General features: G+C 58.6%; 32 protein-coding genes and 1 pseudogene. 16 read left to right on the forward strand and 17 right to left on the reverse strand.

The window, feature by feature from the left end; translation table 11 throughout:
• Positions 1–106: 106 nt before the first annotated feature.
• Entirely contained in the window at positions 107–457 is a 351-nt protein-coding gene (locus ACSOSP_RS18060; protein ID WP_455311031.1) for a chemotaxis protein, read from the forward strand.
• 178 nt (positions 458–635) lie between these two features.
• Complete coding sequence (locus ACSOSP_RS18065; RefSeq protein ID WP_455308661.1) at positions 636–1,517, forward strand: YihY/virulence factor BrkB family protein; 882 nt, start codon at positions 636–638, stop codon at positions 1,515–1,517.
• Between the two features lie 65 nt (positions 1,518–1,582).
• On the opposite strand, the gene ACSOSP_RS18070 is transcribed toward ACSOSP_RS18065, so the two are convergent.
• On the reverse strand, positions 1,583–3,067 hold the full coding sequence (locus tag ACSOSP_RS18070; RefSeq protein ID WP_455308662.1) for an RNA polymerase factor sigma-54: 1,485 nt from the start codon (positions 3,065–3,067) through the stop codon (positions 1,583–1,585).
• A 514-nt stretch (positions 3,068–3,581) separates the two neighbouring features.
• Between ACSOSP_RS18070 and ACSOSP_RS18075 the strand changes: the two genes are divergently transcribed.
• Positions 3,582–3,914, forward strand: coding sequence for a BON domain-containing protein (locus tag ACSOSP_RS18075; RefSeq protein WP_455308663.1), 333 nt, complete (start codon positions 3,582–3,584; stop codon positions 3,912–3,914).
• A gap of 201 nt (positions 3,915–4,115) precedes the next feature.
• Positions 4,116–4,433, forward strand: a complete 318-nt coding sequence (locus tag ACSOSP_RS18080) for a hypothetical protein (protein ID WP_455308664.1) — start codon at positions 4,116–4,118, stop codon at positions 4,431–4,433.
• Between the two features lie 210 nt (positions 4,434–4,643).
• On the opposite strand, the gene ACSOSP_RS18085 is transcribed toward ACSOSP_RS18080, so the two are convergent.
• Positions 4,644–5,096, reverse strand: coding sequence for a PA2169 family four-helix-bundle protein (locus tag ACSOSP_RS18085; protein ID WP_455308665.1), 453 nt, complete (start codon positions 5,094–5,096; stop codon positions 4,644–4,646).
• Positions 5,097–5,329: 233 nt separating this feature from the next.
• Between ACSOSP_RS18085 and ACSOSP_RS18090 the strand changes: the two genes are divergently transcribed.
• Positions 5,330–5,575 (forward strand): hypothetical protein, encoded by a 246-nt coding sequence (locus ACSOSP_RS18090; RefSeq protein WP_455308666.1) that lies wholly within the window; start codon positions 5,330–5,332, stop codon positions 5,573–5,575.
• A gap of 83 nt (positions 5,576–5,658) precedes the next feature.
• Here ACSOSP_RS18090 and ACSOSP_RS18095 read toward each other — a convergent pair whose 3' ends face one another.
• The 5 genes from ACSOSP_RS18095 to ACSOSP_RS18115 form a co-directional block, all read right to left on the reverse strand.
• Positions 5,659–6,264 (reverse strand): hypothetical protein, encoded by a 606-nt coding sequence (locus tag ACSOSP_RS18095; RefSeq protein ID WP_455308667.1) that lies wholly within the window; start codon positions 6,262–6,264, stop codon positions 5,659–5,661.
• A gap of 69 nt (positions 6,265–6,333) precedes the next feature.
• Positions 6,334–6,621 carry a DUF1488 domain-containing protein gene (locus ACSOSP_RS18100; RefSeq protein ID WP_455308668.1) on the reverse strand — a complete coding sequence of 96 codons (288 nt, stop codon included), beginning with the start codon at positions 6,619–6,621 and terminating at the stop codon, positions 6,334–6,336.
• A 65-nt stretch (positions 6,622–6,686) separates the two neighbouring features.
• Complete coding sequence (locus ACSOSP_RS18105) at positions 6,687–7,370, reverse strand: DUF4142 domain-containing protein (RefSeq protein ID WP_455308669.1); 684 nt, start codon at positions 7,368–7,370, stop codon at positions 6,687–6,689.
• Positions 7,371–7,593: 223 nt separating this feature from the next.
• On the reverse strand, positions 7,594–8,961 hold the full coding sequence (locus tag ACSOSP_RS18110) for an MFS transporter (protein WP_455308670.1): 1,368 nt from the start codon (positions 8,959–8,961) through the stop codon (positions 7,594–7,596).
• 132 nt (positions 8,962–9,093) lie between these two features.
• A complete protein-coding gene (locus tag ACSOSP_RS18115; protein ID WP_455308671.1) occupies positions 9,094–9,597 on the reverse strand; it encodes a YbhB/YbcL family Raf kinase inhibitor-like protein in 504 nt (167 codons plus the stop codon).
• Positions 9,598–9,961: 364 nt separating this feature from the next.
• Here ACSOSP_RS18115 and ACSOSP_RS18120 point away from each other — a divergent pair, with 364 nt between their 5' ends.
• Positions 9,962–11,371: a diguanylate cyclase domain-containing protein gene (locus ACSOSP_RS18120; protein WP_455311032.1), complete on the forward strand. Its 1,410-nt coding sequence runs from the start codon at positions 9,962–9,964 to the stop codon at positions 11,369–11,371.
• A gap of 14 nt (positions 11,372–11,385) precedes the next feature.
• Here the strand turns inward: ACSOSP_RS18120 and ACSOSP_RS18125 are convergent, their stop codons facing one another.
• Positions 11,386–11,883 (reverse strand): hypothetical protein, encoded by a 498-nt coding sequence (locus tag ACSOSP_RS18125; protein ID WP_455308672.1) that lies wholly within the window; start codon positions 11,881–11,883, stop codon positions 11,386–11,388.
• A gap of 172 nt (positions 11,884–12,055) precedes the next feature.
• On the opposite strand from ACSOSP_RS18125, the gene ACSOSP_RS18130 reads away from it, so the two are divergent.
• On the forward strand, positions 12,056–12,709 hold the full coding sequence (locus tag ACSOSP_RS18130) for a TetR/AcrR family transcriptional regulator (protein WP_455308673.1): 654 nt from the start codon (positions 12,056–12,058) through the stop codon (positions 12,707–12,709).
• 136 nt (positions 12,710–12,845) lie between these two features.
• Positions 12,846–13,013 (forward strand): hypothetical protein, encoded by a 168-nt coding sequence (locus tag ACSOSP_RS18135; RefSeq protein ID WP_160172505.1) that lies wholly within the window; start codon positions 12,846–12,848, stop codon positions 13,011–13,013.
• Positions 13,014–13,030: 17 nt separating this feature from the next.
• Here the strand turns inward: ACSOSP_RS18135 and ACSOSP_RS18140 are convergent, their stop codons facing one another.
• Together ACSOSP_RS18140 and ACSOSP_RS18145 are read right to left on the reverse strand one after the other, a co-directional pair.
• Positions 13,031–13,399, reverse strand: a complete 369-nt coding sequence (locus ACSOSP_RS18140; protein WP_455308674.1) for a hypothetical protein — start codon at positions 13,397–13,399, stop codon at positions 13,031–13,033.
• A 69-nt stretch (positions 13,400–13,468) separates the two neighbouring features.
• Positions 13,469–13,867 carry a DUF1090 family protein gene (locus ACSOSP_RS18145; RefSeq protein WP_455308675.1) on the reverse strand — a complete coding sequence of 133 codons (399 nt, stop codon included), beginning with the start codon at positions 13,865–13,867 and terminating at the stop codon, positions 13,469–13,471.
• Between the two features lie 278 nt (positions 13,868–14,145).
• On the opposite strand from ACSOSP_RS18145, the gene ACSOSP_RS18150 reads away from it, so the two are divergent.
• From ACSOSP_RS18150 to ACSOSP_RS18170, 5 genes are all read left to right on the forward strand, one after another.
• Positions 14,146–14,367 (forward strand): hypothetical protein, encoded by a 222-nt coding sequence (locus tag ACSOSP_RS18150; RefSeq protein ID WP_455308676.1) that lies wholly within the window; start codon positions 14,146–14,148, stop codon positions 14,365–14,367.
• Positions 14,368–14,411: 44 nt separating this feature from the next.
• Positions 14,412–14,615, forward strand: coding sequence for a hypothetical protein (locus ACSOSP_RS18155; protein ID WP_031361269.1), 204 nt, complete (start codon positions 14,412–14,414; stop codon positions 14,613–14,615).
• 105 nt (positions 14,616–14,720) lie between these two features.
• The gene (locus tag ACSOSP_RS18160) at positions 14,721–14,894 is read left to right on the forward strand and encodes a hypothetical protein (protein ID WP_455308677.1); all 174 of its coding nucleotides are present in this window, start codon (positions 14,721–14,723) and stop codon (positions 14,892–14,894) included.
• Between the two features lie 50 nt (positions 14,895–14,944).
• On the forward strand, positions 14,945–15,136 hold the full coding sequence (locus tag ACSOSP_RS18165; RefSeq protein ID WP_455308678.1) for a hypothetical protein: 192 nt from the start codon (positions 14,945–14,947) through the stop codon (positions 15,134–15,136).
• Positions 15,137–15,323: 187 nt separating this feature from the next.
• On the forward strand, positions 15,324–15,500 hold the full coding sequence (locus ACSOSP_RS18170) for a hypothetical protein (RefSeq protein ID WP_455308679.1): 177 nt from the start codon (positions 15,324–15,326) through the stop codon (positions 15,498–15,500).
• Positions 15,501–15,572: 72 nt separating this feature from the next.
• Here ACSOSP_RS18170 and ACSOSP_RS18175 read toward each other — a convergent pair whose 3' ends face one another.
• On the reverse strand, positions 15,573–15,833 hold the full coding sequence (locus ACSOSP_RS18175) for a hypothetical protein (RefSeq protein WP_031361271.1): 261 nt from the start codon (positions 15,831–15,833) through the stop codon (positions 15,573–15,575).
• A gap of 278 nt (positions 15,834–16,111) precedes the next feature.
• Between ACSOSP_RS18175 and ACSOSP_RS18180 the strand changes: the two genes are divergently transcribed.
• Positions 16,112–16,426, forward strand: coding sequence for a DUF4258 domain-containing protein (locus tag ACSOSP_RS18180; RefSeq protein WP_455308680.1), 315 nt, complete (start codon positions 16,112–16,114; stop codon positions 16,424–16,426).
• Between the two features lie 8 nt (positions 16,427–16,434).
• Positions 16,435–16,869, forward strand: coding sequence for a helix-turn-helix domain-containing protein (locus ACSOSP_RS18185; RefSeq protein WP_455308681.1), 435 nt, complete (start codon positions 16,435–16,437; stop codon positions 16,867–16,869).
• Between the two features lie 539 nt (positions 16,870–17,408).
• Here the strand turns inward: ACSOSP_RS18185 and ACSOSP_RS18190 are convergent.
• Together ACSOSP_RS18190 and ACSOSP_RS18195 are read right to left on the reverse strand one after the other, a co-directional pair.
• Entirely contained in the window at positions 17,409–18,554 is a 1,146-nt protein-coding gene (locus tag ACSOSP_RS18190) for a hypothetical protein (RefSeq protein ID WP_455308682.1), read from the reverse strand.
• The gene (locus ACSOSP_RS18195) at positions 18,551–19,051 is read right to left on the reverse strand and encodes a DUF4365 domain-containing protein (RefSeq protein ID WP_455308683.1); all 501 of its coding nucleotides are present in this window, start codon (positions 19,049–19,051) and stop codon (positions 18,551–18,553) included. Before ACSOSP_RS18195 ends, ACSOSP_RS18190 begins: the two co-directional genes overlap by 4 nt.
• Before the next feature lie 669 nt (positions 19,052–19,720).
• On the opposite strand from ACSOSP_RS18195, the pseudogene ACSOSP_RS18200 reads away from it, so the two are divergent.
• A pseudogene (locus ACSOSP_RS18200) lies at positions 19,721–19,852 on the forward strand (phage integrase central domain-containing protein); the annotation flags it as partial.
• A 455-nt stretch (positions 19,853–20,307) separates the two neighbouring features.
• On the opposite strand, the gene ACSOSP_RS18205 reads toward ACSOSP_RS18200, so the two are convergent.
• Genes ACSOSP_RS18205 through ACSOSP_RS18220 form a run of 4 tightly spaced genes read right to left on the reverse strand, consistent with a single transcriptional unit; the run spans position 20,308 to position 24,803 of the window.
• Complete coding sequence (locus ACSOSP_RS18205) at positions 20,308–21,117, reverse strand: abortive infection family protein (RefSeq protein ID WP_455308684.1); 810 nt, start codon at positions 21,115–21,117, stop codon at positions 20,308–20,310.
• A 19-nt stretch (positions 21,118–21,136) separates the two neighbouring features.
• Positions 21,137–23,098, reverse strand: coding sequence for a DUF3732 domain-containing protein (locus tag ACSOSP_RS18210; RefSeq protein WP_455308685.1), 1,962 nt, complete (start codon positions 23,096–23,098; stop codon positions 21,137–21,139).
• Positions 23,095–23,583 (reverse strand): three component ABC system middle component, encoded by a 489-nt coding sequence (locus tag ACSOSP_RS18215; RefSeq protein ID WP_455308686.1) that lies wholly within the window; start codon positions 23,581–23,583, stop codon positions 23,095–23,097. Before ACSOSP_RS18215 ends, ACSOSP_RS18210 begins: the two co-directional genes overlap by 4 nt.
• Complete coding sequence (locus tag ACSOSP_RS18220) at positions 23,580–24,803, reverse strand: ABC-three component system protein (protein ID WP_455308687.1); 1,224 nt, start codon at positions 24,801–24,803, stop codon at positions 23,580–23,582. The genes ACSOSP_RS18215 and ACSOSP_RS18220 overlap by 4 nt, the downstream gene beginning before the upstream one ends.
• Between the last annotated feature and the right edge of the window lie 399 nt (positions 24,804–25,202).

Genomic DNA, 25,202 nt, shown 5'->3' on the forward strand with positions numbered 1-25,202 from the left:
ACGAATCCAGCCCCGCGCCGATAAACCGCCGCGGGGCTTTTTGCTGGTGGAGTCGATAAGAGCGGAACGGGACTTGCGCTGTGTCACGTACGTTCCTCAGGAGGTGATCATGAGTGGAAGCACATTGGACCCGGATGAAGAAGGTGGCGTGGAGATCGGCAAAGGACATGGGACCGGCGCATTGGGCCCAAGCGATTCGTCCGATAGCGGCTCGGACGTGCAGGGCGAGAAGCGCTATCCGGGCGATATCGAGGACGAACTCGATGCACACGCCGTCGGCCAGTCCGCAGCGGAGCTGAACAGCGACTCGGACCGGTATGGGACGGGCGAGATGGCGTCCGCCGATGGTGACAACAATCTGCAGCCCGACTCGGACATCCTGCCGGACGGGGTGGAAGACGAGACGCGGGCGATAGACGGCGAAACCGTCGACCCGGCCAGTGACGAAGACGTTTAGCCCAAGCCAGGCGATCCAAAAAGCGGCGCGCCGTCTTGTGTCCATAAACAACAATAAGAAATACTAAGCAATGAAGGCGCCATAGTTTAACCCCCACCCGCACCGACTTTCCTGCAACAGCCAAACCTCAAATCCGCGCTACCATCGCAAAAAGCAAAACTTGCGGGAGCGCTTTACCTTGAACACAGCAGCAAGAGACCAAAGGCTGAAGTCCGTCTGGTCGTGGATCCAGGACCCTATCGTCCAGTGGTCGCAGGACCACGGGCTGATGTTTTCCGCTGCGATCGCGTTTTTTGCGGCTTTTTCACTGGCGCCGACGCTGGTGATCATCATCGCCGTGGCGAGCGTCTTTTTTGGCGCGGATGCGGTCCAGGGGCGTCTGTTCGGCGAAATCGCCGGGATCGTGGGCGCCGACGCCGCGCACGGGCTGGAAGCAATCGTCGCCAATGCCTGGCATGCGGACATTGCGACGCGCACGGCGATTGTGTCGGGCGTGGGTGTGCTGGTCGGAGCCTCGGCGACATTTTCGTCGCTCTATACGGCGCTCAACGTGATCTGGCCCGCGCCCATCGCGGGAACTCGGGCCAGCATCATCGCCATTTTGCGGGTCCGCGCAATTTCCTTCGCGTTCGTCCTGGGCGCGGCCGTATTGATTATCGCGTTGCTCGTACTCGATGCGCTCGTGGTTTTAGTCGGTCAATGGGTGCTGGGCACGAACGGGCCGTCCTTCCTGATCGCGGCGCTGGCGCAGCGGGCAATTTCTCTGCTGATGATGGTGTTCGCGTTCGCGGTACTGCTCAAATTCCTGCCCAGCGCGCGCATGCAATGGCGCGACGCCGCGCTCGGCGCGTTGACCGCCGCGCTGTTATTCGAAGCAGGGAAACGGCTCTTTGCGTTCTATCTGCAGCACGCGGGCACGGCGAATATGTTCGGCGCGGCTGGCTCGCTCGCGATCATCCTGATGTGGTTGTACTACTCGGCGGCGGTGTTCCTGCTGGGCGCGGAGGTGTCGGCAATGATCGCCCGCAGGCGCACGCAACGAAACTCCGGCTGGCGATAAAAAACGCCCCTGGAAATATCCGAGGGGGCGTCTTTTTTTGCAGCCAGCGACCTTGATCGACTGCTTCAACCGCGACGTAATTCCGCAGGCGGCACCTTCATCAAATGGCGGTACTTTGCCACCGTCCGGCGCGCGACGATCACGCCCTGGTCTGCCAGCATTTTCGCAAGGCTTACATCGGACAGCGGGTCGCTGCTGCTCTCCTTCGCGATCATTTCCTTCAGGAGCGCACGCACCGCGGCGGCCGAGCAGGTACCGCCGCTTTCGGTGCTGAGTTCGCGCGGGAAGAAGTGCTTGAACTCAAAGATGCCTCGCGGCGTGGACATGTACTTGTTGCCCGTCGCGCGGGAGATGGTGGACTCATGGAGTTCGAGTTCGTCCGCGACATCGCGCAGTACCAGCGGTTTCAATGCGATTTCGCCGTAGTCGAAGAACGCCTTCTGATGCGACACGATGCATTCCGCCACGCGCTGGATGGTCGTGAAACGTTGCTGCGCGTTGCGGATCAGCCAGCGCGCTTCCTGTAGTTGCTGCGCGAGCGGCGAGCGGCTTGCACCCGCGGACTGCGCGAACAGCTCGGCATACATGCGATGAATACGTGCACGGGGCAGCACGGCGGGGTTGATCGTTACCACCCAGTTCTTCTTGACCTGGCGCACGATCACGTCCGGCACCACGTAGTTGTCTTCCGCCGCGCCATAGTTCGCGCCTGGCTTGGGGTCGAGCTTGCGCACGAGCGCACAGGCAATGCGCAGTTCGTCGGCGCTGCAGCCAATCTTCTTTTGCAACTCGGCCTGCTCACGTCGGGCGAGCCGCTCGAGATGATGCGTGACGATCTCCAGCGCGACTTCGCGTCCGGGCGTTTCCGGGTCCAGCGCGACGAGTTGCAGTGATAAACACTCGGACAGGTTACGCGCGCCCACACCGGGCTTGTCGAGCGATTGCACGAGCTTCAAAGCGATATTCAGCTCATCCTCGGACAGCGCCGGCTCTATATCGACGAGCTCCGACAGTTCCTGCAGATCCTGACGCAGATACCCATCGTCATCCAGTGCTTCGATGATGAGCTGCGCCACCGCGCGGTCGCGATCGTTGATGGGATAGAGGCGCAGCGTGTCGTGCAGCGTTTCATGCAGCGAAGGTTCAATGCGAACCCAGTCGGCCGGGTCGGAGCCTTCGCCATCGCCGTTATTGCGCGTCGAAGTTCGGCCGAACGGATCGGATGAAAACTCGTTCATCGAGTCCTCATGCGACTGCGAATCACTGTTGTCCGATGTGTCCGCATTACTCTCGGCACTCATGGGGGCATCGACGGGCGCGTTCTGATCAACGGCTGCAGGCGTGTCGGCCATGGAGTTGCCGTTGTCTGTCGACAGCGCGTTGTCTTCTGCTTGCGTCTCGTCGTATTCGAGGAACGGATTCGTATCAAGCGCGTTGCGCAATTCCTGCTGAAACTCAAGCGATGAAAGCTGCAGCAGACGCACCGATTGCTGCAGGCGCGGCGTGAGCGCAAGACTTTGCTTCGTGCGTAGTTCGAGGGAAGGCGGCATTGCGTGTTGTTCCTTTGTGTTGGGACTTTCGTCTTGCGTGGGTCCTTTAGAGCAACAGTCATGCCATGTGAGGTGCCGGGCGCGTGAGCGCTAGGAATCAAGACGATCTTCATTCGTGGAAGACACGTCTGAGCATGCGATCAGCCAGCGAATGCACGCACTTTTTACACGCGCCCGGGCAAAAGGACTGCGGTTCAAGAGTGCCGCTTCAGATCTTGCGTCGTGGGTAAACATCGTGTGAACAAAACAACGTAGCGGCGTTGCCGCGTACCGTTTCACGACTCTTTCGAAAGTCATGTTTGCAGATTGTTACAACAGGTGCGGCACGCTCCTTGCGTCTGACGTATCACTACTCGCGGCGTCTTCTGCGCTGCCGGTAAGACAACGAGCGGGGTCTTGCAGCAAACAAGCTGCGGCCGTACGAGGAACAAGCTGCGGCCGTACGAGGCGGCCTGGCTCAAATAAGACCGCGGTAACGCCGCAGTTTTTTAAATCAACTAGAAGGAGCGTAAAGATGAAATCGACCCAAATCCTGAAGGCAGCCGGCAGTATCGCGTGTGTCGTGTTTGCGCTTAACGTGAGTGCACAAGCCGCCACGACGGCGACAGGCGCCTCCACGTCGATTGGTACGAAGGTCGATGACTCGGCAATCACGGCCAAGGTCAAGGCGGAATTGCTCGGTGCGACGAACGTGAAGTCCACGCATATCCACGTGAAGACGCATGCGGGCGTTGTGTCGCTGACCGGCACGGTGCCCACCGCTGAAGACAAGAGCGGCGCGGCAGACGTGGTTTCGAAGGTGGACGGTGTGGCATCGGTGCGCAACCACCTGAAGATCGTAGAGTAAGGGCGGGTGCAGAACCGGCAGCGTGCTCGCTGCCAGTTCTGTTTGTATCCGGCGGGTATCTTGTTGTTCGCGGCGCGGTCGTAGGAAGTAATTAATAAGAAGTCCGATGTATGTGCGTTTGGATGGCGTCAATCACTCATAACGGGCCTGGTCTTCGCTTAAATCGCGTTGAATCAGTTCCCAAGGGAAAAGGAGATTTTCATGACTCAAACGAAAAAGTTCGCTTTGCTCGGTGTGCTGGCGTGTGCGCTCTCAGGCCCGGTACTGGCCCAATCAGCCGGAGGCTCGTCAGGTGGGCCGACGGCCGGCGCGGGCGCGAGTGAAGTAGGCGGGCACGCTGGCGCCACTGCGGCGCCTACGGAAGGCGGTATGTCCGCTTCCGGAAGCATGGGCATGAGTAAGAAGGGCACGCACGGGACGACCTTGCACAAGCAGGACAAGGCCATGCACCTCAAGGGCGCCTCGGCTGCGGCGGCGGCATCCGCGCTGGGCACCAACGACAAGGGTCAGCCGCAATAAGCTGCATTGTCTTTGTCCGCGGGCTGAAAGATACCCGCAGGAACCCGCCCGCTGCAGCAGCAGCCGGCGGTTTTTTTGGGCTTCCGACGTTGGTTTCATAAATATAAAAACAATAGGATGCCGAAGTGTTGCGCGATTTTATACGCACGAATGTAAGAAAGCCGGTGCACCTTTTGGCACACCGGCTTGATTTCAGCAAACGTCGATTAATTACGGCTTGGCAGCAGCGTATTGATCGCGCAGATCGCGAATACGGTCGTGATTTTCGATAACGCCCTGGTATTGGCGTTCAACCACCGCGCGCACATCCGCCGGCAATTCCTTGTCCAGCGCGTCACGATAGTTCTTCTTCGCAACGTCTTCCCCGCGCTCGCATTCCTCGAGGATCGCGTGATCGCTACGGTGGGTCACGGCCGACTTGATATCCACCCAACCGCGATGCAGTGCTCCACCAACCGTGCCGCCGGTTTCCGGCTTTCCGCCTAACCGCTGCACCACGTCCTGCAACTCGTGCGCGCCGCGTGCACAGTCCTCGGCCCGACCTGAAAACAGTTGCTTCAGGGTGACGTCCTTGGTGTCTTCAGCAGCCTTGCGGAATCCTTTTTCACCGTCCTTCGACGTTTCAACCAGATCGTTCAGTACCGATACGATGTTAGTGCTCATATGACGCTCCTTTGAGTAATCGAAGATGGCCCGCGAGCCCGTGTTTCCCCGAATCGCGGTCCAAGGAAGAGACGCAACGGCTGTGCCCGATACCCGCTCTTTCTTCGCGGAGAGTTTGTGGTTTTGGGGGCTTAATAGGCTGTCGTCAACGTCACCGACGCTTCCTGCAAACAGAGTCAATTCGTGGCATGTGCTTTGCTAAAAGATTGCCCAAATTGAACGTCGGAGAAGCAATGACCATTAATACGCGCGAGTTTCTTGTGTTCGTTGCAATCGTCACATCTGCGCTCGTGCTGCAAGTGCGTCAGCATCGTGATGAGCGTTTCGCAGCCGTGCATACGCAATCGACGCACGAAGCCCTGTGCAACCCAGCGATGTCACCATTGAGAAATGGTCCCCTGCGCGCGAGTTGCGAGCCGGCGAACGACGTGCGAGGTGCAAGTGTCCGGCCTAACGCACGGATTCAACTGTGGGTGTAATTCGTAGCGTTCCGAAACATACAAAGTAAGTCAGGCCGCTCACGGAGCGGCCTGATTTACTTCAAGCCCTGAACTACCCAAGCTTATACACGCGGCTCCGCGAACTCCCGGACCGGCTCCGGCGGCTTGACCGGATCGAAGTCGGCCCAGCGGCCGTTTCTCCATTGGCCCGATGCACGCTCGACTTCCATGCCGCCCGCATCGCGAAGAATGGCTGCTGCTTGCGCCTGCAATTCCGGGCCAACATGAACCGCGACGACAACGCCGGAATGCCTTGCATCGAGGGCGTTAGCCGAGCCGTGATTTTCGGAAGTGGTCGAATCGGCGGCCGGACGCTTGCCGGACTTTGCGTGCGACATGGCGCCAAACAGCGACCCCACATAGGCGCCTGCACCGGCAGCAAGAACGGCGGCCAGCCAGGGCGCTTTGGTCAACACGAAAATGCCTGCACCGACGATTGCCCCGAGCACCGCGCCGATCGTGGCGCCTTTGCCCGCTCCCTTGCCAGCGTCCTTCGCGCCGGCGTCGGCATAGTGGTCGCCGCCCGTCTCGAGCCGTGCGTGCTGGCCGCTTGGGGCGACATAAAACAGCGTGACATCTTCTTCGAGAAATCCGCCCGCAAAAAGACGCTGGGCCGCGGCTTCGGCTTTAGCAAAGGTTTGAAACCGTCCTGCAATGATCAGAGACATGAGGACCTCCGGGAGGCGTTTATTTCGATGAACCGCGTCAATGAACCGATGACGGATGCAACGCGCCGCTCATTCCGGCTCCATGCCCGCCACGCGGAACAGTCCGCTACGTAATACAACGCTCTCTCCGCCATTGCTGTCAAGGGCTTCGGCGCACACCGAGCGGATCCTCGCGCGGCCCTGTTCGTACGCGGGCAGCAGGTCGTCCTCCCGTGCTGACGCAGCGCCGAAATGATCCTCGAGCGCTTCAGCGGAAATGGAGCACACCACTGGCCGGCCGTCGATTAGCGCGACGAAATGAAGTGCGTAATCGTCGCCGTCGTAGGTGGGCGCAGTGTCGGAAAACTGGATGTGCATGGTCGAGTCCTCATAGGCTGGCCGAGAAGGCGGAAAGGATGAGGCGAGCGGAGCGGAGGCGGCCGTCATGATGTCACGCCCTTGAGTTTGGCGAGCTGCTGGGCCATTGCATAGTGATGCTTGATGATAGGCAGCGCTCTGGCGGCAATACTCTTGATCTGGGCGTTACCGCCGGCCTTGCTCTCGGTGCTAAAGACGGCGACGGCCTTCCGGTGCCCGTCCACCGCCACGTGTGCGATGTAAGCCTTGTCGAAGTCCGCTCCGTGCATCGACTCCAGGCTTCCCGTCACCGACGCATCCGCGCTTGGCGCGGCCGTGATGCCTTGCCGCTGCGCAACAATATCGAGGTTGCGCGCGAGCCGCGTGTGATCCGCGATCATCCTTTGCGCGAAGCTCTTGACTTGCGCATCCGATGAATTCGTCAACGCCAGCTTGCTGGCTGCGATTTCGGTCGCGCCCGCCGTGCCTGCGTCCTGCACGAACTGCTGATCGGCTGGTGACAATTTAGCGTGGGAAGGATTCGCGGCGGCCAATGGTGCTGGCATCGCCGCCCCATCCGACCCCGCGCGCGCCGGCGGCGCCGCATTGTCGTTTTGCGCGCTTGCATGCATCGACGCAAAACTTGCGGTGAGTGTGAGTGCTGCAAGGGCGGCGATCACGCCAGCACTGCGTCGCGGCAATCGTGGGGCCTTCTCGGGATGCAAAGCGTTCAAGCCTTGGTGCGTGGTCGTCGGCATCGATTTTGTCATTCGGTTCTCCATGGCCCGGGTTCGACGAATTCGGCTTGTTCGAAACCATCGACAGGAAGAATCACGACCGTGTAACCGGCGAGGGAACCAGCCATGAAATAAGCTCCTTGGTGCATTGAACGAACCGGCTCCGAGGATCGGAGCCACGTTCGTTCAATTCAGCAAAGGGTGTGCCTACAAAGCTGTAATGCTGGGCGATGTGAAAGAACCGGATGGACTGACGTCAGGCAGTCGCAGGCGTCTTGCTGCGCGAAATGCGCATCAGGCTGACCAAGGCCGCTGCGGCTGCAAAGCCCGCCGCGACGAACAGCGTAATGGTCGCGCCGTGCTGCGGCGCAATGCCGAAGATCAGCGCGACGAGTGCCGCACCGAGCGTCTGTCCGGAGAGCCGCGCGGTGCCGAGCATGCCGCTTGCGCCGCCGCTGCGATGCCGCGGCGCCGACGACAGCATCTGGCGATTGTTGGGCGACTGGAACAGACCGAAGCCCAGGCCGCACACTGCCATGCGCCACGCGATATCGACGGGCGCGGGATGTGTGCCGGTCGTCGCGAGCAGCAGCAAGCCGGCAGTCATGATGGCGAGCCCGATGCCGCCGAGCGCCCCCGCTGAATATTTGTCGGACAGCATGCCGGCGAGTGGCGCGATGAACACGATCACCAGCGGCCACGGCGTTATCAGGAATCCGGTCTGGACCTGGCTCATGCCGAAGGTGTCCTGCAGCAGGAACGGCATCGAGACGAAGGTCAGCATCTGCGCGGTGAATGAGCAGAAGGACGTGAGGATGGACAGGGCGAACACCGGGATTCGCAGCAGGTCGATAGGCAGGAGCGGCGCGGCTTGCGTCAGTTGCCGCCGCACGAAAAAGTATCCAATCAGGCCGGCAACGAGAAATTCGCCAAGCACGTACTGACGATGTTCTCCGTGACCGAGCCCGTCGACCGCCGTGATCGCGAGGCCGAACACTGCCGCGTTCATCAGCGCGCTGAGATAGTCGTAGGGTTGCCGATGTCCCGGCGTGCGCGGCAACGCTTTCCAGCCGGCGGTGTACGCAGCGATACCGATCGGCACGTTGATCGCAAAGAGCCACGGCCACGTTGCAATAGCCAGAACGCCGGAGGCGATCGTGGGCCCTATGACCGACGAGATTGCCACCACGGAGGCGTTGATGCTGACGCCGCGGCCCAGATGCTCGTTGGGATAGATCATGCGCACGAGAGCCGTGTTGACGCTCATGATGCCCGCCGCGCCGAACCCCTGTATCACCCGCGCAATCGCAAGGGACGTCAGCGACCCCGAGAGCGCGCAGCCGAACGACGCGATGGTGAAGAGCGCAAGTCCCGACATGTATACCCGCCGATAACCGATCCGGTCGCCGAGCGAGGCGAGCGGCAGCAGTGAGACCGTGATGGCGAGCTGATACGCGTTGACCACCCAGATCGAGTCGGCGGGACTGGCGTTCAGGTTGCGGGCGATGGTGGGAAGTGCGACGTTGGCGATGGCGCCGTCGAGCACCGCGAGCGTAATGCCGAGTGCGACGACCAGGATGGCCCAATAGCGTTGGGGAAGAGGAAGGCCTTGTTCTGCGTCCATCGGTAGGGAAGAGGAGGGGAGCGGCGAAGTGTAAGGCTCGCGCCTTTCATACGGGTTACTGGAGTTGCTGGAAGTTGCGCAGGGCGGCGCGGCGCCAGGCAAGCCGGCGCGCACCGCTCCGGGTTCCGGCGCCTATTTCAACTGATACAGGCCGGTATAGGTAGCGGAATCGATTTCGTTCAGGTGCACCATGAAACGCGCGACCGCGTTGGTCGAGGAGACGTCGAGCGACAGGTGATCCCCATTGAGCGCATGGATCCGGAAAATATACCGGTGCGGTTTGTCGCCGCGCGGTGGCGCAGCGCCGCCGAAACCGACCGTGCCATAGTCGTTGCGCATTTGCAGCGCGCCGGCAGGCAGCAGGCTGCCGTCGGCCTTGCCGGCGTTCTGCGGCAGCGAGCGGGTGTCCACCGGGATATTCACCACGATCCAGTGCCAGAAGCCGCTGCCGGTGGGCGCGTCCGGGTCGTAGAGGGTGAGAGCGAGGCTCTTGGCCTCGGGCGGCACGCCGTCCCATTGCAGCGCGGGCGAGATGTTTTCGCCGTCTACGCCGAATGCTTGCTGATCGAACTCATGATTCTTCGAAAGATATCCGTTGGCCGCGAATTCATCGGACCAGATGCGAAAGTCAGCCATGGGAACGTGTCTCCTTTGACGAGGGTTAAAGGGGTTTGAGGGGTTTGATATCCCGGCGCCTGCCGGCGTTCAGGCATTTGCGCAGGCGCGTCGAGGCCGCAATGCATGCGGCCCTTTCAACGCCTTCGTGCAGCAACCATGCCTGAAGTCCTTCATTGTTGCTCAACGCCGAAACGTTTGCGTTGCCCTGGTTAATTCCTTTCAGCTTATTTCCGCCACGTCTGCGCATAAAATGGCGAAACCGGAACATATCAAGCTTGATTATCGGAAAAGGATGGACATGCCGGACAACCAGGGGCGCGTTTTGCAGAGTGTGGCGACGGTATCGACGAGTGGATCGAACGCACCGGCCGACGATGCCGATATGTTCGAGCTCGCGCCCGTTTCGCTGTGGCTCGAAGATTTCAGCGCCGTGCGCGAGGTGTTCGAAGGCTGGCGCGCGCAGGGCGTCGTCGACCTGCGCGCTTTCCTGCTCGGGGACCTGACGCGGATTGCCGAATGCTCGTCGCGCATCCGGGTGATCAAGGTCAACCAGCGCACTCTCACGCTGTTCGGCGCGAAGGATATCGATCATCTGGTGAGTAATCTGGGCGCAGTTTTCCGCGACGACATGCTGCTCACCCACGCAGACGAACTCGAACAACTATGGTCCGGCAAATCGACGTTCGTGAGCAAGACGGTGAACTACACGCTCGACGGCAAGCGGCTCGACGTGTTGTTGAAAGCGGTGATCCTGCCCGGCCACGAAGCGAGCTGGGACCGCGTGCTGGTGACTGTGGAGGACATTACGGAACTGGAGGATGTGCGCCGCAAGGCCGCGCTGAGCGAGCTTTATGCGCGCGGCCTGTTCGAGCATTCGCCGGTTTCGCTGTGGGTTGAAGACTTCAGCAGCGTGAAGGCGTTGCTGGACGATATACGTGAACGCGGCATCGTCGACTTCCGGACATTTGCGAATGTGCACCCGGAGTTTATCGAGCGCTGCATGCAGGAAATCCACGTGCTCGACGTGAATCAGCACACGCTGACCATGTTCGGCGCACCGGATAAGGCCGCATTGCTCTCGCGCCTGGGCGACGTTTTCCGCGACGAAATGGTGAGCCATTTCCAGGAGCAGCTCATCGATCTCTGGGAGAACCGCCTGTTTCACCAGCGCGAGGTCGTCAACTATTCGCTGGAGGGGCACCAGTTGCATGTGCATCTGCAATTCTCGGTGTTTCCCGGCCACGAAGCCGATTGGGATCTCGTCCTCGTCGCGCTCACCGACATCACCGCGCGCAAGAAAGCGGAGGCGTACCTGGAGTTTCTCGGCAAGCACGACGCGCTGACCAAACTCAAGAACCGCTCGTTTTACATCGATGAAATGAACCGGCTCGAGCGCAAGGGCCCGTTCCCGGTGACGGCCGTGGCCGTCGATGTGAATGGTCTCAAAGCCGTCAACGATCAGCTCGGCCACGCGGCCGGCGACGCGTTACTGCGGCGCGCGGGCGAAGTGCTCGGCAAGGCGGTGGAGAAGCCTAGCCACGCCGCGCGCATTGGCGGCGACGAGTTCGTGCTGCTGCTGCCCGGCGTGGACGAACGCGGCGGCGCAGCGGTGATCGACAGCATCCGGCAACTGCTCGAAGTCAATAACCAGTTCTACTCGGGCATGCCCTTGAGCTTCGCGATGGGAGCCGCGACCGCGCAGGACGGCGAGCGGCTGGAGGTCATGCTGCAACGTGCCGACGCCGCCATGTACGCCGAAAAGCGTGCACATTACGGCGGCGCGCCCGACTGAGTTTATTTCGTCAATTATTTCGTCACTTCGTCGATACCCTGGGTCAGCGCCGGGCAAGCCTCACCGGTTTCCTTGGCGTATTCGGCGGGGTTATTGGTTTTCATTGCCGCGAAGCGATCGACCGTCGCTTGCGCTTCCTTGTAGCCGAGATTCCACTCGCCGTCGAAATCGGGCGCGGCGGGAAAACTCTTGCGCGTCATGACCTTGAACCTGTCGATCTTCACGCGGTCGATGTGGCAGATATCGGCGGCGCCGCGTGCAATGTTGGCGCTCGTGCGCACGCCTTCGGCTGCGAGACTTTGCGGTGACGGCTGTTGTACCGCGGGATGGCCTGGCGGCAGTGTCTGAGCGGGAAACGGATCCTGGGCGGGCGCATTTTGCGCGCTGGCGATCGATGGCAGTGCACACACGCCACCTGCAAAAACGCATGCAATCAGGGTCGGCTTGACCATCGAGTTGAAGGCCGACGCGACGCGGGCCAGGGCTTGCTTGTGGGTCTTTCGACGAGTCATTCTGTTCCTTGTGGGGGCGCGCAACCGGGGGCTGCAAAAACCTGCGGAAGTATAGCGAAACCGCGGCGAAACCCCTTGAAACAAGGGTTTTCGTGAGGCGTCCCTCTGCGGTGAAGGCTCAAATGCCCATGCTAGAATATTTTCCAACCTAAGGCGCTCTGCACAATAAACGATGAAGACGGCAAGCAAAGTCGCAGCGCCGGACATCAAACGAAAGTACGACCCGGAGCAGACCAAACGAAACATTATCGACATCGCGACCGAAGAGTTCGCGGCGATGGGTTTAAGCGGCGCACGGGTCGACGCCATTGCGGAACGCACCAATACAACGAAGCGCATGTTGTATTACTACTTCGGCAGCAAGGAAGGGCTGTACGAAGCGGTCATGGAAGAGGCGTACGGCAAGATCCGCGCCCTTGAACAGTCGTTGCATCTCGATACCATGGACCCGCGCGAGGGCTTGCGTGAGCTCGTCGAATTCACGTTCGACTTCCACGATAAACACCGCGATTTCGTCCGTCTCGTGACCATCGAAAACATTCATGGGGCGAAGTACGTCAGCCAGTTGAAGACCTTCAGGGCGCGCAATGCAAGTGTGGTGAAAACCATCGCGGACCTGATCACTCGCGGCGTGGCGACGCGGCAGTTTCGTGGCGATGTCGACCCTGTCGACTTGCATCTGTTCATCAGTTCGCTGTGTTTTCATCGCGTTGCGAACCGGCATACGTTCACCGCCGCCTTTGGGCGCGATCCATCCGGCGCGAGATCTCGGGCGCGGCATCGCCAGATGATTGTCGATGCGGTCATGCGGTTCATGCAGCGTTAAGTTGAGCGCTGGCTGCACTGCGCGCATAGCGCTGCGGCAAACATGCCACGAGCGGATTAAATCCGCTACTCACGCCCCGATTCCGGACGATTGACCTATCCTTGAACCATGGCAGTCGACCGGAATGGAGGGCGCCATGGAGGGTTTGGCGAATATCCTCGTTGGGCTCGCGGCGCTTGCCGCGCTCGCGATCGCAGTGCTGGCGCACGATTGGCGTGACGAATTCCGCGATCGCATGCTGCGCCGTCGCAGTCACGCCGGCTATGGCACGTTACGCGAGTGGTGGCTTCGGCACCGCCATTGAGCGTCTGCGTGACCGGCTTACGAGCGGTCTTTCCTGAACGGACGAGCGGGGGCCGCCTGCAAGACCATGCGTGGCACGGAAGGTCTCCGCGACCTTCGGTCGGGCGTGAGTTCGGGCGCGGTTTCGAGGGTCCGGTTACCGGCCTCGCAGGCGTCGATCTGCAGATACAGCCGATGAATCGTCTGGAGCTGCGTGTGTGAAAGATGCGAGCTTCGCGCTAGCAGCGCAAGCCGTTCGCGCCAGTAGGCCGGCGGCATGATGGGGCACAACGCGTCGTCGAGCAGTGAACGCCGCAGCACCAGTTCGAGGTGCGTCAATTCTTGGTCTGCCATCAGCGCGGAGGGCGCGCCCTGGAGTTTCATGTCGATGTCGAGGACGGAGTTCATCAATGCCTAACGGCATTGATGATTAAACCTTTAGCGAATTTCGCGTTGGTATAAACCCTGATAATGGGTTCATTGAATGGGTCTTTCTACTGCTCGGTCCAGGTCGGCGCGCGCCCGGTTCACCTTGCGCTCCCAGGCCGCGATGTTCAGCTGATCCGTGCCCTTTTTCCTGGCACGCTCCAATTCCGCTTCCCAGTCATGCAAACGATGCTTGGCTTCGGCCACGGCGCTGTCGTGGCGTCTCACTGCGTCCGCGCGTTTTTGCGCGATCGCGTCGGGCGTGCATTCGGCGTTGGTCTTGTTGAGTTCGGCCTGCAGGGCGTCGAGTTGCGCCGTGTTGTCCTGGTTCAGCGCGGTAGCCATCTGCCTTTCGAGGGCCTGGCGATGGGCATCGCAGGCATCGGTTTCCTGTGAGGCGTGAGCGGTCGACAAACACAGGCTTAAGGCGACGGCGGCAAGCAATTTCATAGCGGAATCCGTGGCTGACGAGATTGGGCAGGGGAAACGGTACTCAAACGGTACTTAACTTGTGCGAGACGTTCTTTCGTTCGTTCGGGACGGGTATTGAATAACGCTTGCGCATTTATTCGTCCGGCCAATGGTCGGCGTATTTTAACGAGTTTGTGGGGACCGATGGGACCAATGCGATGGCTAGTAATACCTCGTTGCGTGCCCATGCGGAACGCGTCTTGCGCGAACCTGTTTCGAACTGGCCAAACGTTTACATTTTTGCGAGGAATACGCCGATGCGTTTCGATTACAAGGGTTTTCACATCGACTGTCGCTCACGACACGATCAAGATGGCTTGTACTACGCGCAGGCTCGCATGATCCACATGCCGACAGCGGACGACGTGCATCCGGAAAAGCACGAATCAGGCGATATCGATGCGTTCGATAACGACGGCGATGCCATTGCGTGCGCTCGGGCATGGGCGCTCGACTGGTGCGACGAGCACGAAGGCTGACGGCGTCATCATGCTAGGATCGCGTCCTGCCAACGGGGGAAGCCATGCGTTATATGCACAATGAACATGTCATCGACGTGTTCGTCGAACAACGCGGCACCCGCTGGGACTGGTCCGTGCAGGCGGGCAGCTTGCCGCTGAAGACGAATGCGGGCGAGATGGCGCCGACCAGCAATGTCGCCGAAAACGAAGCGCTGCACTGGGCGAAGCGTGAGTTGAACCGACGCTTTCCGGTTGAGCCGGAGTGACGGGTTATTGGTTGGAACGTGTCCACGCGAGTCGCTAGGCGCTGCTGCTCCATGCATGGAAAATGCGTGCTTAAAGTTCCTTGCGGCGCCGCCGTTAGTGTTGGCATGGATACCAAACAACCCACCCCAGAAGCCTCCCGCGATCTCATCCGAGCTGCGGGTGAAACGCTCGAACTGATCTGCCGCCTGCGTGGGGTTGATATCGAGGAGCTCTCCGATGACGAGCTTAACGAGTTCTTTTCCAATGCACTTGGCGATGACATCATCGGCCCCTGGTGATGTTTCAGCGACGCATTAAAGCGCCGTCGACCCGTACCGTTATTTCGCTTATGAAACTCGACAAGCTCTCTTATACCGATACCCGCATCGCACTAAATGCCGCCGACGAAGCGTTGGAATTGCTTTGCCGACTGAGGCAGATTCCGCTCGACAGTTTGTCGGATGCGCAATTGGGCGAGTTCTTTTTCAATGCGCTTGAAGATGAGCTTGGCGGTGGGGCTTATATCGGTGGGCGAAAGTAGGGATTGTTTTTGTCGCCTATATGACCGGCGTTTGCCAAGTGAGTCAGGTGTTTTTACGCGAGGCTCCAGGGCGTAGACTGCTTACCGCGTATTACCTTGGCGTACCGTGGTAAGGCTTCATGCGGTTAATCGAAAATATCGTGCGTGCGGGTCTAAAGTTTCGTCAGCAGAGGCCGTTAGCGGATGCATGGACACGACCAACCCCACCGCCACCGCGTTTCGCAATCTCGTCATTGCTGCTGACGAGACCCTCCACGTGCTTTGCCGCCTGCGCGGTATTACGATCGACGATTTGTCGGAGGAGGCACTGGAAGCGTTTTTCTTCCAGGCACTCGATGACGAATTCTGGATCGGCGCGCGGTAAGTCGCGGTAAGTAGCAGAGCGCACTGACATCCGCCGGCATCGAACGGCGGCTTCCCCCTTTTTCGTTCTTTTCTACGCCAGCAGGTCCGGCCGTCTTGTGAAGCGCGGCTCGTCCAGCCACGCGACAAATTCGTCACGCCACTGCTCGAAAGCGTTCTCGTCCAGGTCGAATACCTCATCGACATGGCCGGCGTCGCGCAAGTAGGCGCCTACCACCTGACGCCCGTTCCAATAAGCAACTGCAAAATCGGTCAGGTCCGCGGTCACGCCGCGCGGCTGATCGCGAAGCAGCATGTTGAGTTGAGCCCTGAAAACGGTAAAGGTCGTGGCCATGGTCGGGTCCCGGAGAAAAATCGACACCCTGCGAGGCGAAACAGGGCTCGCTAAGAGTAGCGCTTTCCGGGGTGTTCGTGCATTCGGATAAGCGGTTTAGGTCGCTTAGACGCGTGGTTTGGCGGTGTTGGTGTGGGGATAGATGCCGGCATAATGCCGCGGGACGATAGCGGCAGCGAAAAGCCCCGCAGCGCATCGGCCAACACCGCGAGCGGCTTGACACTCGCAGATATTTAAGTTTCTTGCATTTCTTGTTGCTACCCATAATAATTATGGGTATGGTTTCTAGCCCCACCCCCTTCCGCCTGAACGATCAAAGCTTGAGGCGCTTGATAAGCGACACCGCTAGAGATACGTCCAGGGTGTTCTTCACGCCGCACTCGAAGAAGCGGATGAAGGAGCGAAAAATTTCGCCGACGCAAGTGTACGACTGCCTGCGCAATGGTCTGGTAACGGAGCCTGCGCACACGAACATTCATGGACACTCCCAATGCACGCTTACGAGGCGAAATGCTGGTGATGAGGTTCGAGTGGCTGTCGCACTGGAGCGCGCTGAAAACGGTGGCTGGGTTGTTGTGTTGACTGTTTTTTGAGGTAGACGATGTACCACTACACAGAGATCGGGCTTCAGAACGTGTGGCTGGAAAACGGCTACAACGAGCGGAAGACCCCATACGGAAAGGCTATTTCGATTGAAGACGCTGATGGACTGCACAAGGCCATCGGGAGGGCGGTGGCGTGCAAGAGCCATCTGACGGGCGCCGAATTCAGATTCCTGCGCAAAGAGATGGACTTGTCTCAGCACGGTGTTGCGGATCTCCTCGGCACGTCCGAGCAGACTGTTGCGTTATGGGAGCGGCGCGGCAAGATTCCGAAGACCGCAGACCGTATGGTTCGGGCGATCTATCTGGAATCGGTTGACGGCAATGTAAAGCTCAAAGAACTTATCGGGCGCATTGCTGATCTGGACCGCAAGGAAGACCAGAGAATGGTTTTCCACGACACGGATGCGGGATGGTTTCCGCGAGCAGCGTAGCTGGGTCGCTCGGCGGTCAAAGGGGCAGCCTGAGAGAGGTTACCGACAATCGGTAGCGGCGGTTGAGCATTTCAAACTGCGCGCTTATCAGATCGAGGCGGTTCGACACCTGGTGACGCGTATGAGCAGGGGGCGCGCTTCAGATTATCTTTGGGCAATGTTGGAAGTAAAAATCCCCGCAGCGCAAGGCTGTGCGAGGCTCTTTGGTAATCGTTGGGCGTTGCTCGGCACCAAGATGGTCCCCCGGCAGGACTCACAGATTTATATATATTAGGGGTTTCAGAGGGAAAAATAGGGTTTATACCCCCAAAAATACCCCATAAAAATCGTAGCCGTGAATTCTACCGGCGCGATTCCTTCAAACCTGTACGCACCGTCTGGTAAGCAAAGCACATGTTGCCTTGCCGGCGTTTTGCCGATACCACTGGAATGTGCTGTTGCGAAAGTCCAGCGCGAACCTCGTTGCCATCTTTAGGTGCTTTTCGAGCCGGCACCTCATGCATATGCTCGGGACGGACATGGCATTTTTCGGCGCTGGCTTACGACTTCGACTTGAACAAGCCGTCGCCTTCGTGCAGCACTTTGAATCCGCTGGGCTTTAAGAGGACCGCGCTGCGCGCCTTTATCAGCACGTCGCCCGAGCATCGTACTTCCTCGTCGGCCAGATGGGCGGCGATCGCCCTCCTGTAATCTGATGGCCCCAGGTCGATCTCCACCAATTTTTCGATGCCATCGACCTGCGCTGCAACCAGGATGATTCCGTGCTTTTCACCGTGCGCCCGGTCGAGGCGCTTAATGTAGCCTTGCACCACCTTACTTTTGGCCTTGTAAGTGCGCCGATAATACTCCGATGCCTTGGCAAGCCGCTCGACTTTCTCCTTGCTGAACTCGAACTTGATGGGCGGCGGAGCATCCCCGCCGGGCCGAGACGGGGTGATCAACACTTCGAAATCCCGCGTTTTGTCGACTCCGCTCAGTCCGACCAGGGCGTCGCACATGTTCGCGCTCGCGCCCTTGCTCACAGCGTCGTCGAGCGCCTTGTGCTCGTCCTTCTTCTTGCTCTTCAGGCCGATCGCATGGCTCAGGGCCTTAAGCCCCGACGATAAGTTGGCGATGACGTTGTTCGTCATGGGCACGTCGTTCAACGGGGGTTGATCGACCAGCGGCTGGGGCAGCAGGGCGAACAGGTTCACGATGTAACTGCCCCGCTCGGTTTGGCCCAGGCGAAGCGTGTCGAGGAAGGCGTTGGTGATCGCCGTCGGCCGTTGATGGTATTGCCGCTTGGTCAGGTAGGACATCGACGCAGCGGTCAGCAATGCGAGCGCTTGCTCGTTCAGCGCCACACCGTCAATCGCCGGGATGGTGCCGGCTTCGACGTCTTCGTGGATCACGCGGATGCTGATCATGTCCCCGAAGCGGCCGGATACAGCTTCGATGATGTCGGCGAACGAACGCTTCTCGTGGTTGGCAAGCGCGATCACGGCATCTGCCATACGGTCCCAGAAATCGATCGTTTTATCGGACATCGGCAACAGCACCTGGGCGTCGTTTCGGTCGGCACGATGCCAGATCGACGCGAACTTGCCGTAGGAGCCGGCGTTCGTCCAGCCGGTCGCTGTAAGATAATCCTGCACCTGCATCCAGGTCACGTCGTGGAGGTGCTCGATGTAATGGTCGCTGATCATGCCGGTTTCCGTTCGCTTGCCAGCGTGATGAGGTGCAACAACGCTGCGGTGTCCAAACGTTGAGACAGGGGAATGTCAACGGTCACTGTTCTCTTTTTGCCAATGTCCGCGATCGGCTGGATGTCCGTCCAGTAACACGTGTTGTGCAGGCTCATGTGCTGATCGTGGTGCTCGATCCATTCCGTCGGATCGTCGGGCACCAGGAGAACGATCAAGTATCGCGGTATGGTGAGGCGGTCGTCACGCAGATCGTCGTAGTTTTTCCGGGGAAGCCGAAACTTGATGATGCCGTTTTTGACTACCTTCTGCGACGTGCATTTCAACTGCAAACGGATCTTGGGAAACCGGTTAACGATCGCCGTCGGGCACGTGCCATCGACGTCGAGGTCAATGCTTTGGTTGTCCACCCGCATGACCCCGGTGTTTAGGCCCGCCTGGGTCGCCATGGCATGGACGTAAGCGAGGTTGAACTGCTCTTTTTGATTACTGTTGAACATGCAACGCCGGCTCCCCGGATTTCTGGCGGCTAAGAACCCCGCTCGTTTCTTGATCTACCGGATTGTAGTCCGTTGCTCCTTGAAACGGATCATATGGATGACCGGCCGTTTGCATCACAATTTCTCAAGCAGCGCGTTGAACGTCTTGAACAGATGCTCGGCGCGGTCCGGCAACGTCGCCGTGTCGGCATCTTCGCGTCGAGGAACTCTGGATGACTGATGAGCCACCCGGACGGAGCGAAGTGGTCGAACTCGTCCACGTCGCCCTTCATGACACGAAACGCCGCCTCGGCCTGCTTGACCACGCGTTCCGTCTTCGGTTCCGCGGCCTTTAAAGCCTCGGCGGTGAGTTTGTTTTACCCTTCAAGGCGAACGTCTCGTTCAAGAGTTCGGTGTATTTTACGTGCGGGAACAGGTCTTCAACATCGCTGTCGTCTTGACCTGTCCGCTACGGTGAAAATCCTCGGCCTCGAGAAGTGCTTGCGCATCTGTTCCACCTTCGTTTAGACAGCGAAATGATCGCGTTGCCGGTCGCGTCTTCTTTACGGGCCTCGGCGACCGACGCGAAAACATGGCAGAAGGGCGGTGCGGATTTTCCGCGTCGCCCTTGCAGCGAGCCTGTTCCCGCTCCTCGCCGGTTCGACCTAGCGTTGCACGGTGTATTACGCAGTGTTTCGCCACCGCTATGTATGCTGCCGTGAACGTGACCGGTCCTCGGCTCACCGCATCCTCCGAAGCTGCAGCCAGATATTTCGCTGCGCCATCGTCACTGGACGGACTGAACGTGATCCCGCCGCCGATCTTCGCCGCGCTTCGCCACCCGTTACGAGAAAGCACCTCTTGTCTATTGTCGACCCGAAAAAGATTGGTGTTTTGCTGCATGCGTTCGACGGTTACGAAGGCCGGTTCGTAACGCGTTGCGCGCCTCAGTTCACGCCCTTGGTGTTCGCGAGGCCGGGCGAATTAAGATGCGCCAAGCGGTCGGAGTTCGATTTTGATAAGGCCGAATGGCGCACACCCGCCGAGCGGATGAAAATGCGTGTCCAGCACATCGTTCCGCTTTCCACGCAAGCCGTTGCCATCCTGCGCGATCTGCATCCTCTCACGGGCCGACCCCGTACGCTACCTGCCCAGGTAGCCGGGATCTCCAAGCTTACGCGAGGTTCGTCCTCGCTGACCGATCCGGCTAGCTTCGCATCCACATGGTCGGTGAAGGTCAATCTTCCCATTTGCCGAAGCCGGCTTGTTGATAGCGTTCACACGCTTCGAATCGCGCCGAGCCAGCGTTCCATCACGAAGATGACAATGGTGTGCGAAGCATGGACCGCCAAACGCGCTTCTGACGCCACGATCTTTGGCGGCTCAATGCCGCGCCCATGTGCTGAACCGATGTGTGTCCGGTAAGCGCCGACGCCATCCACGATAGACGCAAGCCCCTGCAGTATCCGCTTCTGATCGTCCTGCAACGTAGGATCGACGTTGAGACCTAGATGCTGTTGCACGACCTTCCAGAGCGGGCCGATCGTTTGCTTCGATGGTATTTCCAGTCCGTGCATCTCAATGTACGTCTTGCACAGCGCTTCAATGATAGCGCTCGCCGCAGTAATGGCGGCATGCGGATCGCGATCAACTTGAGAGATGGCTCGTTCGAACTCTGCTTCGATAGACGAGAAGTCACCAGCCTTGAAATAGTCCGCGAGTGACTTCGCCGCCGGACTCGCTCCTGCCAAGGTGATGAAACCATTCATCTGGTAAGTCAACTGGTTCTTGGCCAAGCTGGCTCTGATGCGCTCTTGTCCGGGACCAATTTTCTGGTTCCAGTCATTGGATTCCAGATCCATGAACCTCTGAATAACTTGGCCAAGCACTTGCATAGGATCGACAGAGACATCATCGTTGCAGCGCCTAAGCCAAAGGCTACATTTCGTTTCGCAGTTTCCTTCGGGCATGTCACCCGGCGCTCCACTCTCCATGAAGAGTGAGTTCAGCGCGGAATGGCTGTAGTAGTACTCTGCAAGAACAGAAGAAACGGCGCCAATGACCGAGTTCGGAATCTTGCTGTTCATGTTTTTCCTGTTCTTCTCGTCACGACAATGACTGTGGTAGCAGAGGCCAGTCTTCCGGCACGAGCGCTGGTGGCTTTGTCCAAGGTTGCTCAACCAAAGCGTCCTGGAACCATTGATCTCGGAGGTTTGCGTGTTCGGTCACGATGAGCTGAAAGCCTGGGACATCCTTTTGCGTGAACTTCAGTAACAGCTCGAACAGCCGACGCACTGCCGTCAGATCGGCATCCGCCTCCGTTTTCTGTACAGACCCATCCGCCTCTTGGTAGACCTTCTCCGAGGGGAAATAAACCTGCGTAGGCTGATCGATGAGCAGGAACTGTGGAATCGGGCAATTGTTCTTCGAAGCAAATAGATGCAGTGCCAATAATGCTGAAAGGTGATATGCCAGATGATTCTCGCCGCCACCGGTTCGACTCATCGGCACAGGACGATCCGGACGATCGAAGACGATGGTGAGATGGGCGAGATCGAGCCGCGCAGGGAAAGCGCTGAACTCCGCCTCGAAGGTCTGGATGTAGCGTGACACCTGCGCTGAGATGTTGCTCAGGATGGAAATCAGTCGTTCGTGACTGTCATCGGCACCAACTTTCTTCTCCAACTCCTCGACCTTGAACTTCAGGCGACGATGTTCTGCTTCGCGTGAAACGAGTTCCGAATTGGAGACGAGATTCTCTAGAAACAAGCTAATGCGGCCCACGACCCGTGCCGCCGCATTGTTGCGCGTACCCATTTGCGCAATAACTTCATTCGCAGCGATCGCGGCAGAAAGCTCGGCTTCCTTGCTCCTGATCGCATCTACGACTTCTCGAACGTTGTCATCCTGCTCGGTCAGATACGCCTCAAGTTTTGGGCGTTGACCGGCCACGATGCTCATTTCCTCGTCCAGCGTTGCCAGTTCGTTAAGAAGAACTTTCGCGATAGGAGAGTCCAGAGCCAGATTCGCTTCGCAGAACGGCCACTGCCATTCACCTGTCTCAGGGTTCTTGGGAAGAGCTTTGATGGATGCGAGTCGATCCTTCTGCTCCAGCGCCTCGTTTTCAAAGCCACCGGCCTGCTTGGAGAACTGGCGAGCAGCATCAATCTTGGATTGAACTTCGCGCCGGTCCTTGCGCAGTTCGCCAATCTCTTCTTCGAGCCGAGATATCCGGTGACCGTCATCCTCGGGAATCAAGGCCGGCTTCCATTGCAAGGCAGTACGCAAAGCATCGATCACGCCATCGGCCCCGGCCTGTTGGTTCTCCGGTGCAATGATGCCGACCGTCCTGGCCTCCGAGAAAAGACCGATGCCCTTCTGCTGGGACGTATCGATGGCGTCGCGGGCTTGTTCCAAAAGCTTTGCGTTGAGCTTCAACTCCCGCTGTGCAGCGCGTAGCTTGGCTTCCAGTTCGTACCGATCGTTGGAGGAAATACCAAGAAGAATCGGCAGCGTGTCACGGATCGCTTGTGGCTGATATCCTTCATTCTGGCGATAAAAGAGCTGATCCTTGTTGGCGACGATGCCTTGTTTTTGGAATAGGTAGTAATACGTGTGCTTGACGTTCGCGTCATAGCTCTCTCGGCTGTGCTCGATCGCGACATCGGTGCGGTTTTCCGGGATGCCAAGCAGGCGCGACAGCAGTGCTACCACCGCATCGTCATCGGTGTTGGCCACCAAGTCCTTGAAGTTAGGGACTGTCAGTTGACCTCCCCGTCGCTGCATGGCGGTACTGCAACTGGTACCGCCGGCCGTTGGCGTGGGCTTCGCGATCAGTACCTGTTCCTGGGAAAACTGATAGATCACAGCGAACCATGCCACCTTGTCGCGAATGATGCCTTCCGGGACGTTGAAGGTCGAACGCCCCATGCAGTATTCGATGATCTCAGAGAGCGCCGATTTTCCGGTGGAGGAGCGACCGGTGATGATGTTCAGGCCATCCACCTTGAACCGAAGATCCCGGCGTTGACCATCGTGACTGTAGATATGAATCGACTTGATCTTCATGGGCGTATTCCAAAGGTCGTGTACACCGTCACGCGATCTGCGATGCGGGCAAATTCTTTTCCAACGATGCGTGCGACGCGCTGGCAGGAGACGGATTCGTCAGTCCCTGTCACCGATTTTCGAACCCGGCCCGGCACGGTCTTCAACCGGCCATCCTGCGACACGACAAAACATTCCCGCTCCATCAGCACGCCGAAAGCCTCGAGCGCAAATGGCAGCATGTCGCTGGCGCGATCTGCGAAACCGACCAGCAGCTGAGGATTCTTCTCGACGATCTTCAGCAGGTAGCTGCGAGAATTTCCGGCGATCACTTGGCGAGCGTCTTTCTGCAGACACAGTGGCAGCACCAGCAGTGCGAGAGAAAACGGCATGCCATCCGGGTTCTCTTCCTCATAGCCTAGCAATGCCCTGAACAGCACAAGGCCACAGAAGGCGGGATTGAAAAGATTTTTGACTTCGAATGGTCGTTGATCCCATCGTTTCATTCCGCGGCCCCCAACAACTGGCCGACACGGTTGAGGAAGCGAGGGTGCCAGTAAACTCTCGGAAGCGGTCGGCTGTTCGCAAGAATGTGAAATCCACCACGCACCACATAGGGCTCGGTCACACGCTCCCGAATGCGAAGCGTGCTGCTATCACCACTCTCCAAGTCAACCCATCGATACAGCGCTTTGCCCGCTTCCAAAAGAACAGCGTCGGCACTTTCCTCATCGAGTTCCTCGAAAACCACGTCTCGGTAGCGGCTCCATTCATCAACCAGGCGATCTTCGTACTCTTCCATTTCTCCCGAAACCAAGAGGCTTTCTCGAGCCCAGGAAGATCGCTGCTCGAACGCTCTGTAGTAGTCGAGGATGGCGTTGCGGATGCGATTGGAGGCAATACCAATTTCTCGCAGTTGTACAACGAAAAGGCGCGGATCGTTGACTGCGTCGATTTCCCCAGCGGGCACCTTCCCTCTAAAAGTGATTGGGAGGTTGTCTGATTTGTATTCGTCAGCAAACGCGGAAAGCTTGTCGGAGATCTCGTATCCGAAGATTGCGTCTGCGCGCCTGCCGACCAACAAATTGACGATGGTGTCATTCCACCAACCTTCGAGACGCTCGAAGATGGCGTCTCGGTTGTCGCGCCGGATGCTGCGCATGTGCTGGTCTTTGATGATTGAGGGCACATCCTCAATGCGAGGGCCGCCATCAAATATCACGATGCGTGAGAGAAAATCCTCTTTCTCGTTGTCGTTGAGTTTATGGAACTCCTTAGCGATTGCACCGATGAGTTTCGACTCGGTCTTGGCAAGGACATCGGCTGCAATCTGTGACAGCGACACAACCTCGTCGTCTTCCGCAGGCGGTTGAAGCTGGAAGCGCCGCAAGAACGAGGTACTTGAAACAGTGCCCGTTGAAAACAGAAAGAAGCGAAGACTGGCCTCGCTGCGCCCATCGCGGTTGTAGCGTGCGAGCCAGATTCGGACCGATTTCCAGAAGTCCGTGGACAGATCCGTCAGGCGATCACCGACACCCTTATGCTTGAGGGAAGCCAGCGTCTTGACCCCGTCCTTGTCGATGAAGTCAAGGTCGTCGTCCTTTTCGATCAGGACCGACGTACTCTCCGGCAGCTGCAAAAGTTTGAGAAGAGCGAAGCGAGGCTGATAGATGTATCCCAGACCTTGCTCGCCAGCAGAGTATTGATCAGTGGGGGCCTCCGCCATACCTATGTCCTTATAGTGATTCTTCTATCGGTTGAACTGCTGAAAGGTTCGTCCAATGAGGACATTTCATTCATCGCAGTCGATTTGCTATCCACAAATTTTCATTACCGTCCTTGCAGCCTCGCACTCAAAATCAAGAAGGCACTTGAAAGCATAGTAACAAAAAGATTTAGCGATTCAACCGTAGACGGTCAACCCGCGAGTACAAAGCCCTGTACGACCTGCGCGCTAGCACAGCTAGCGTTCTGAGAATTTCCCTGCAACCCATCCTCCATAACGCAACTTACCTATCCACGAAGGTCCGGCTTGGGTTGCCTTGATAATTTGACATCCTCATAAGCAATGGGATGGACTCCTCATCCGATTTCTCTAGGGCGCATGATTGGGATGTGTTCTACC

The sequence above is a fragment of the Caballeronia sp. KNU42 genome (genome assembly GCF_053760385.1).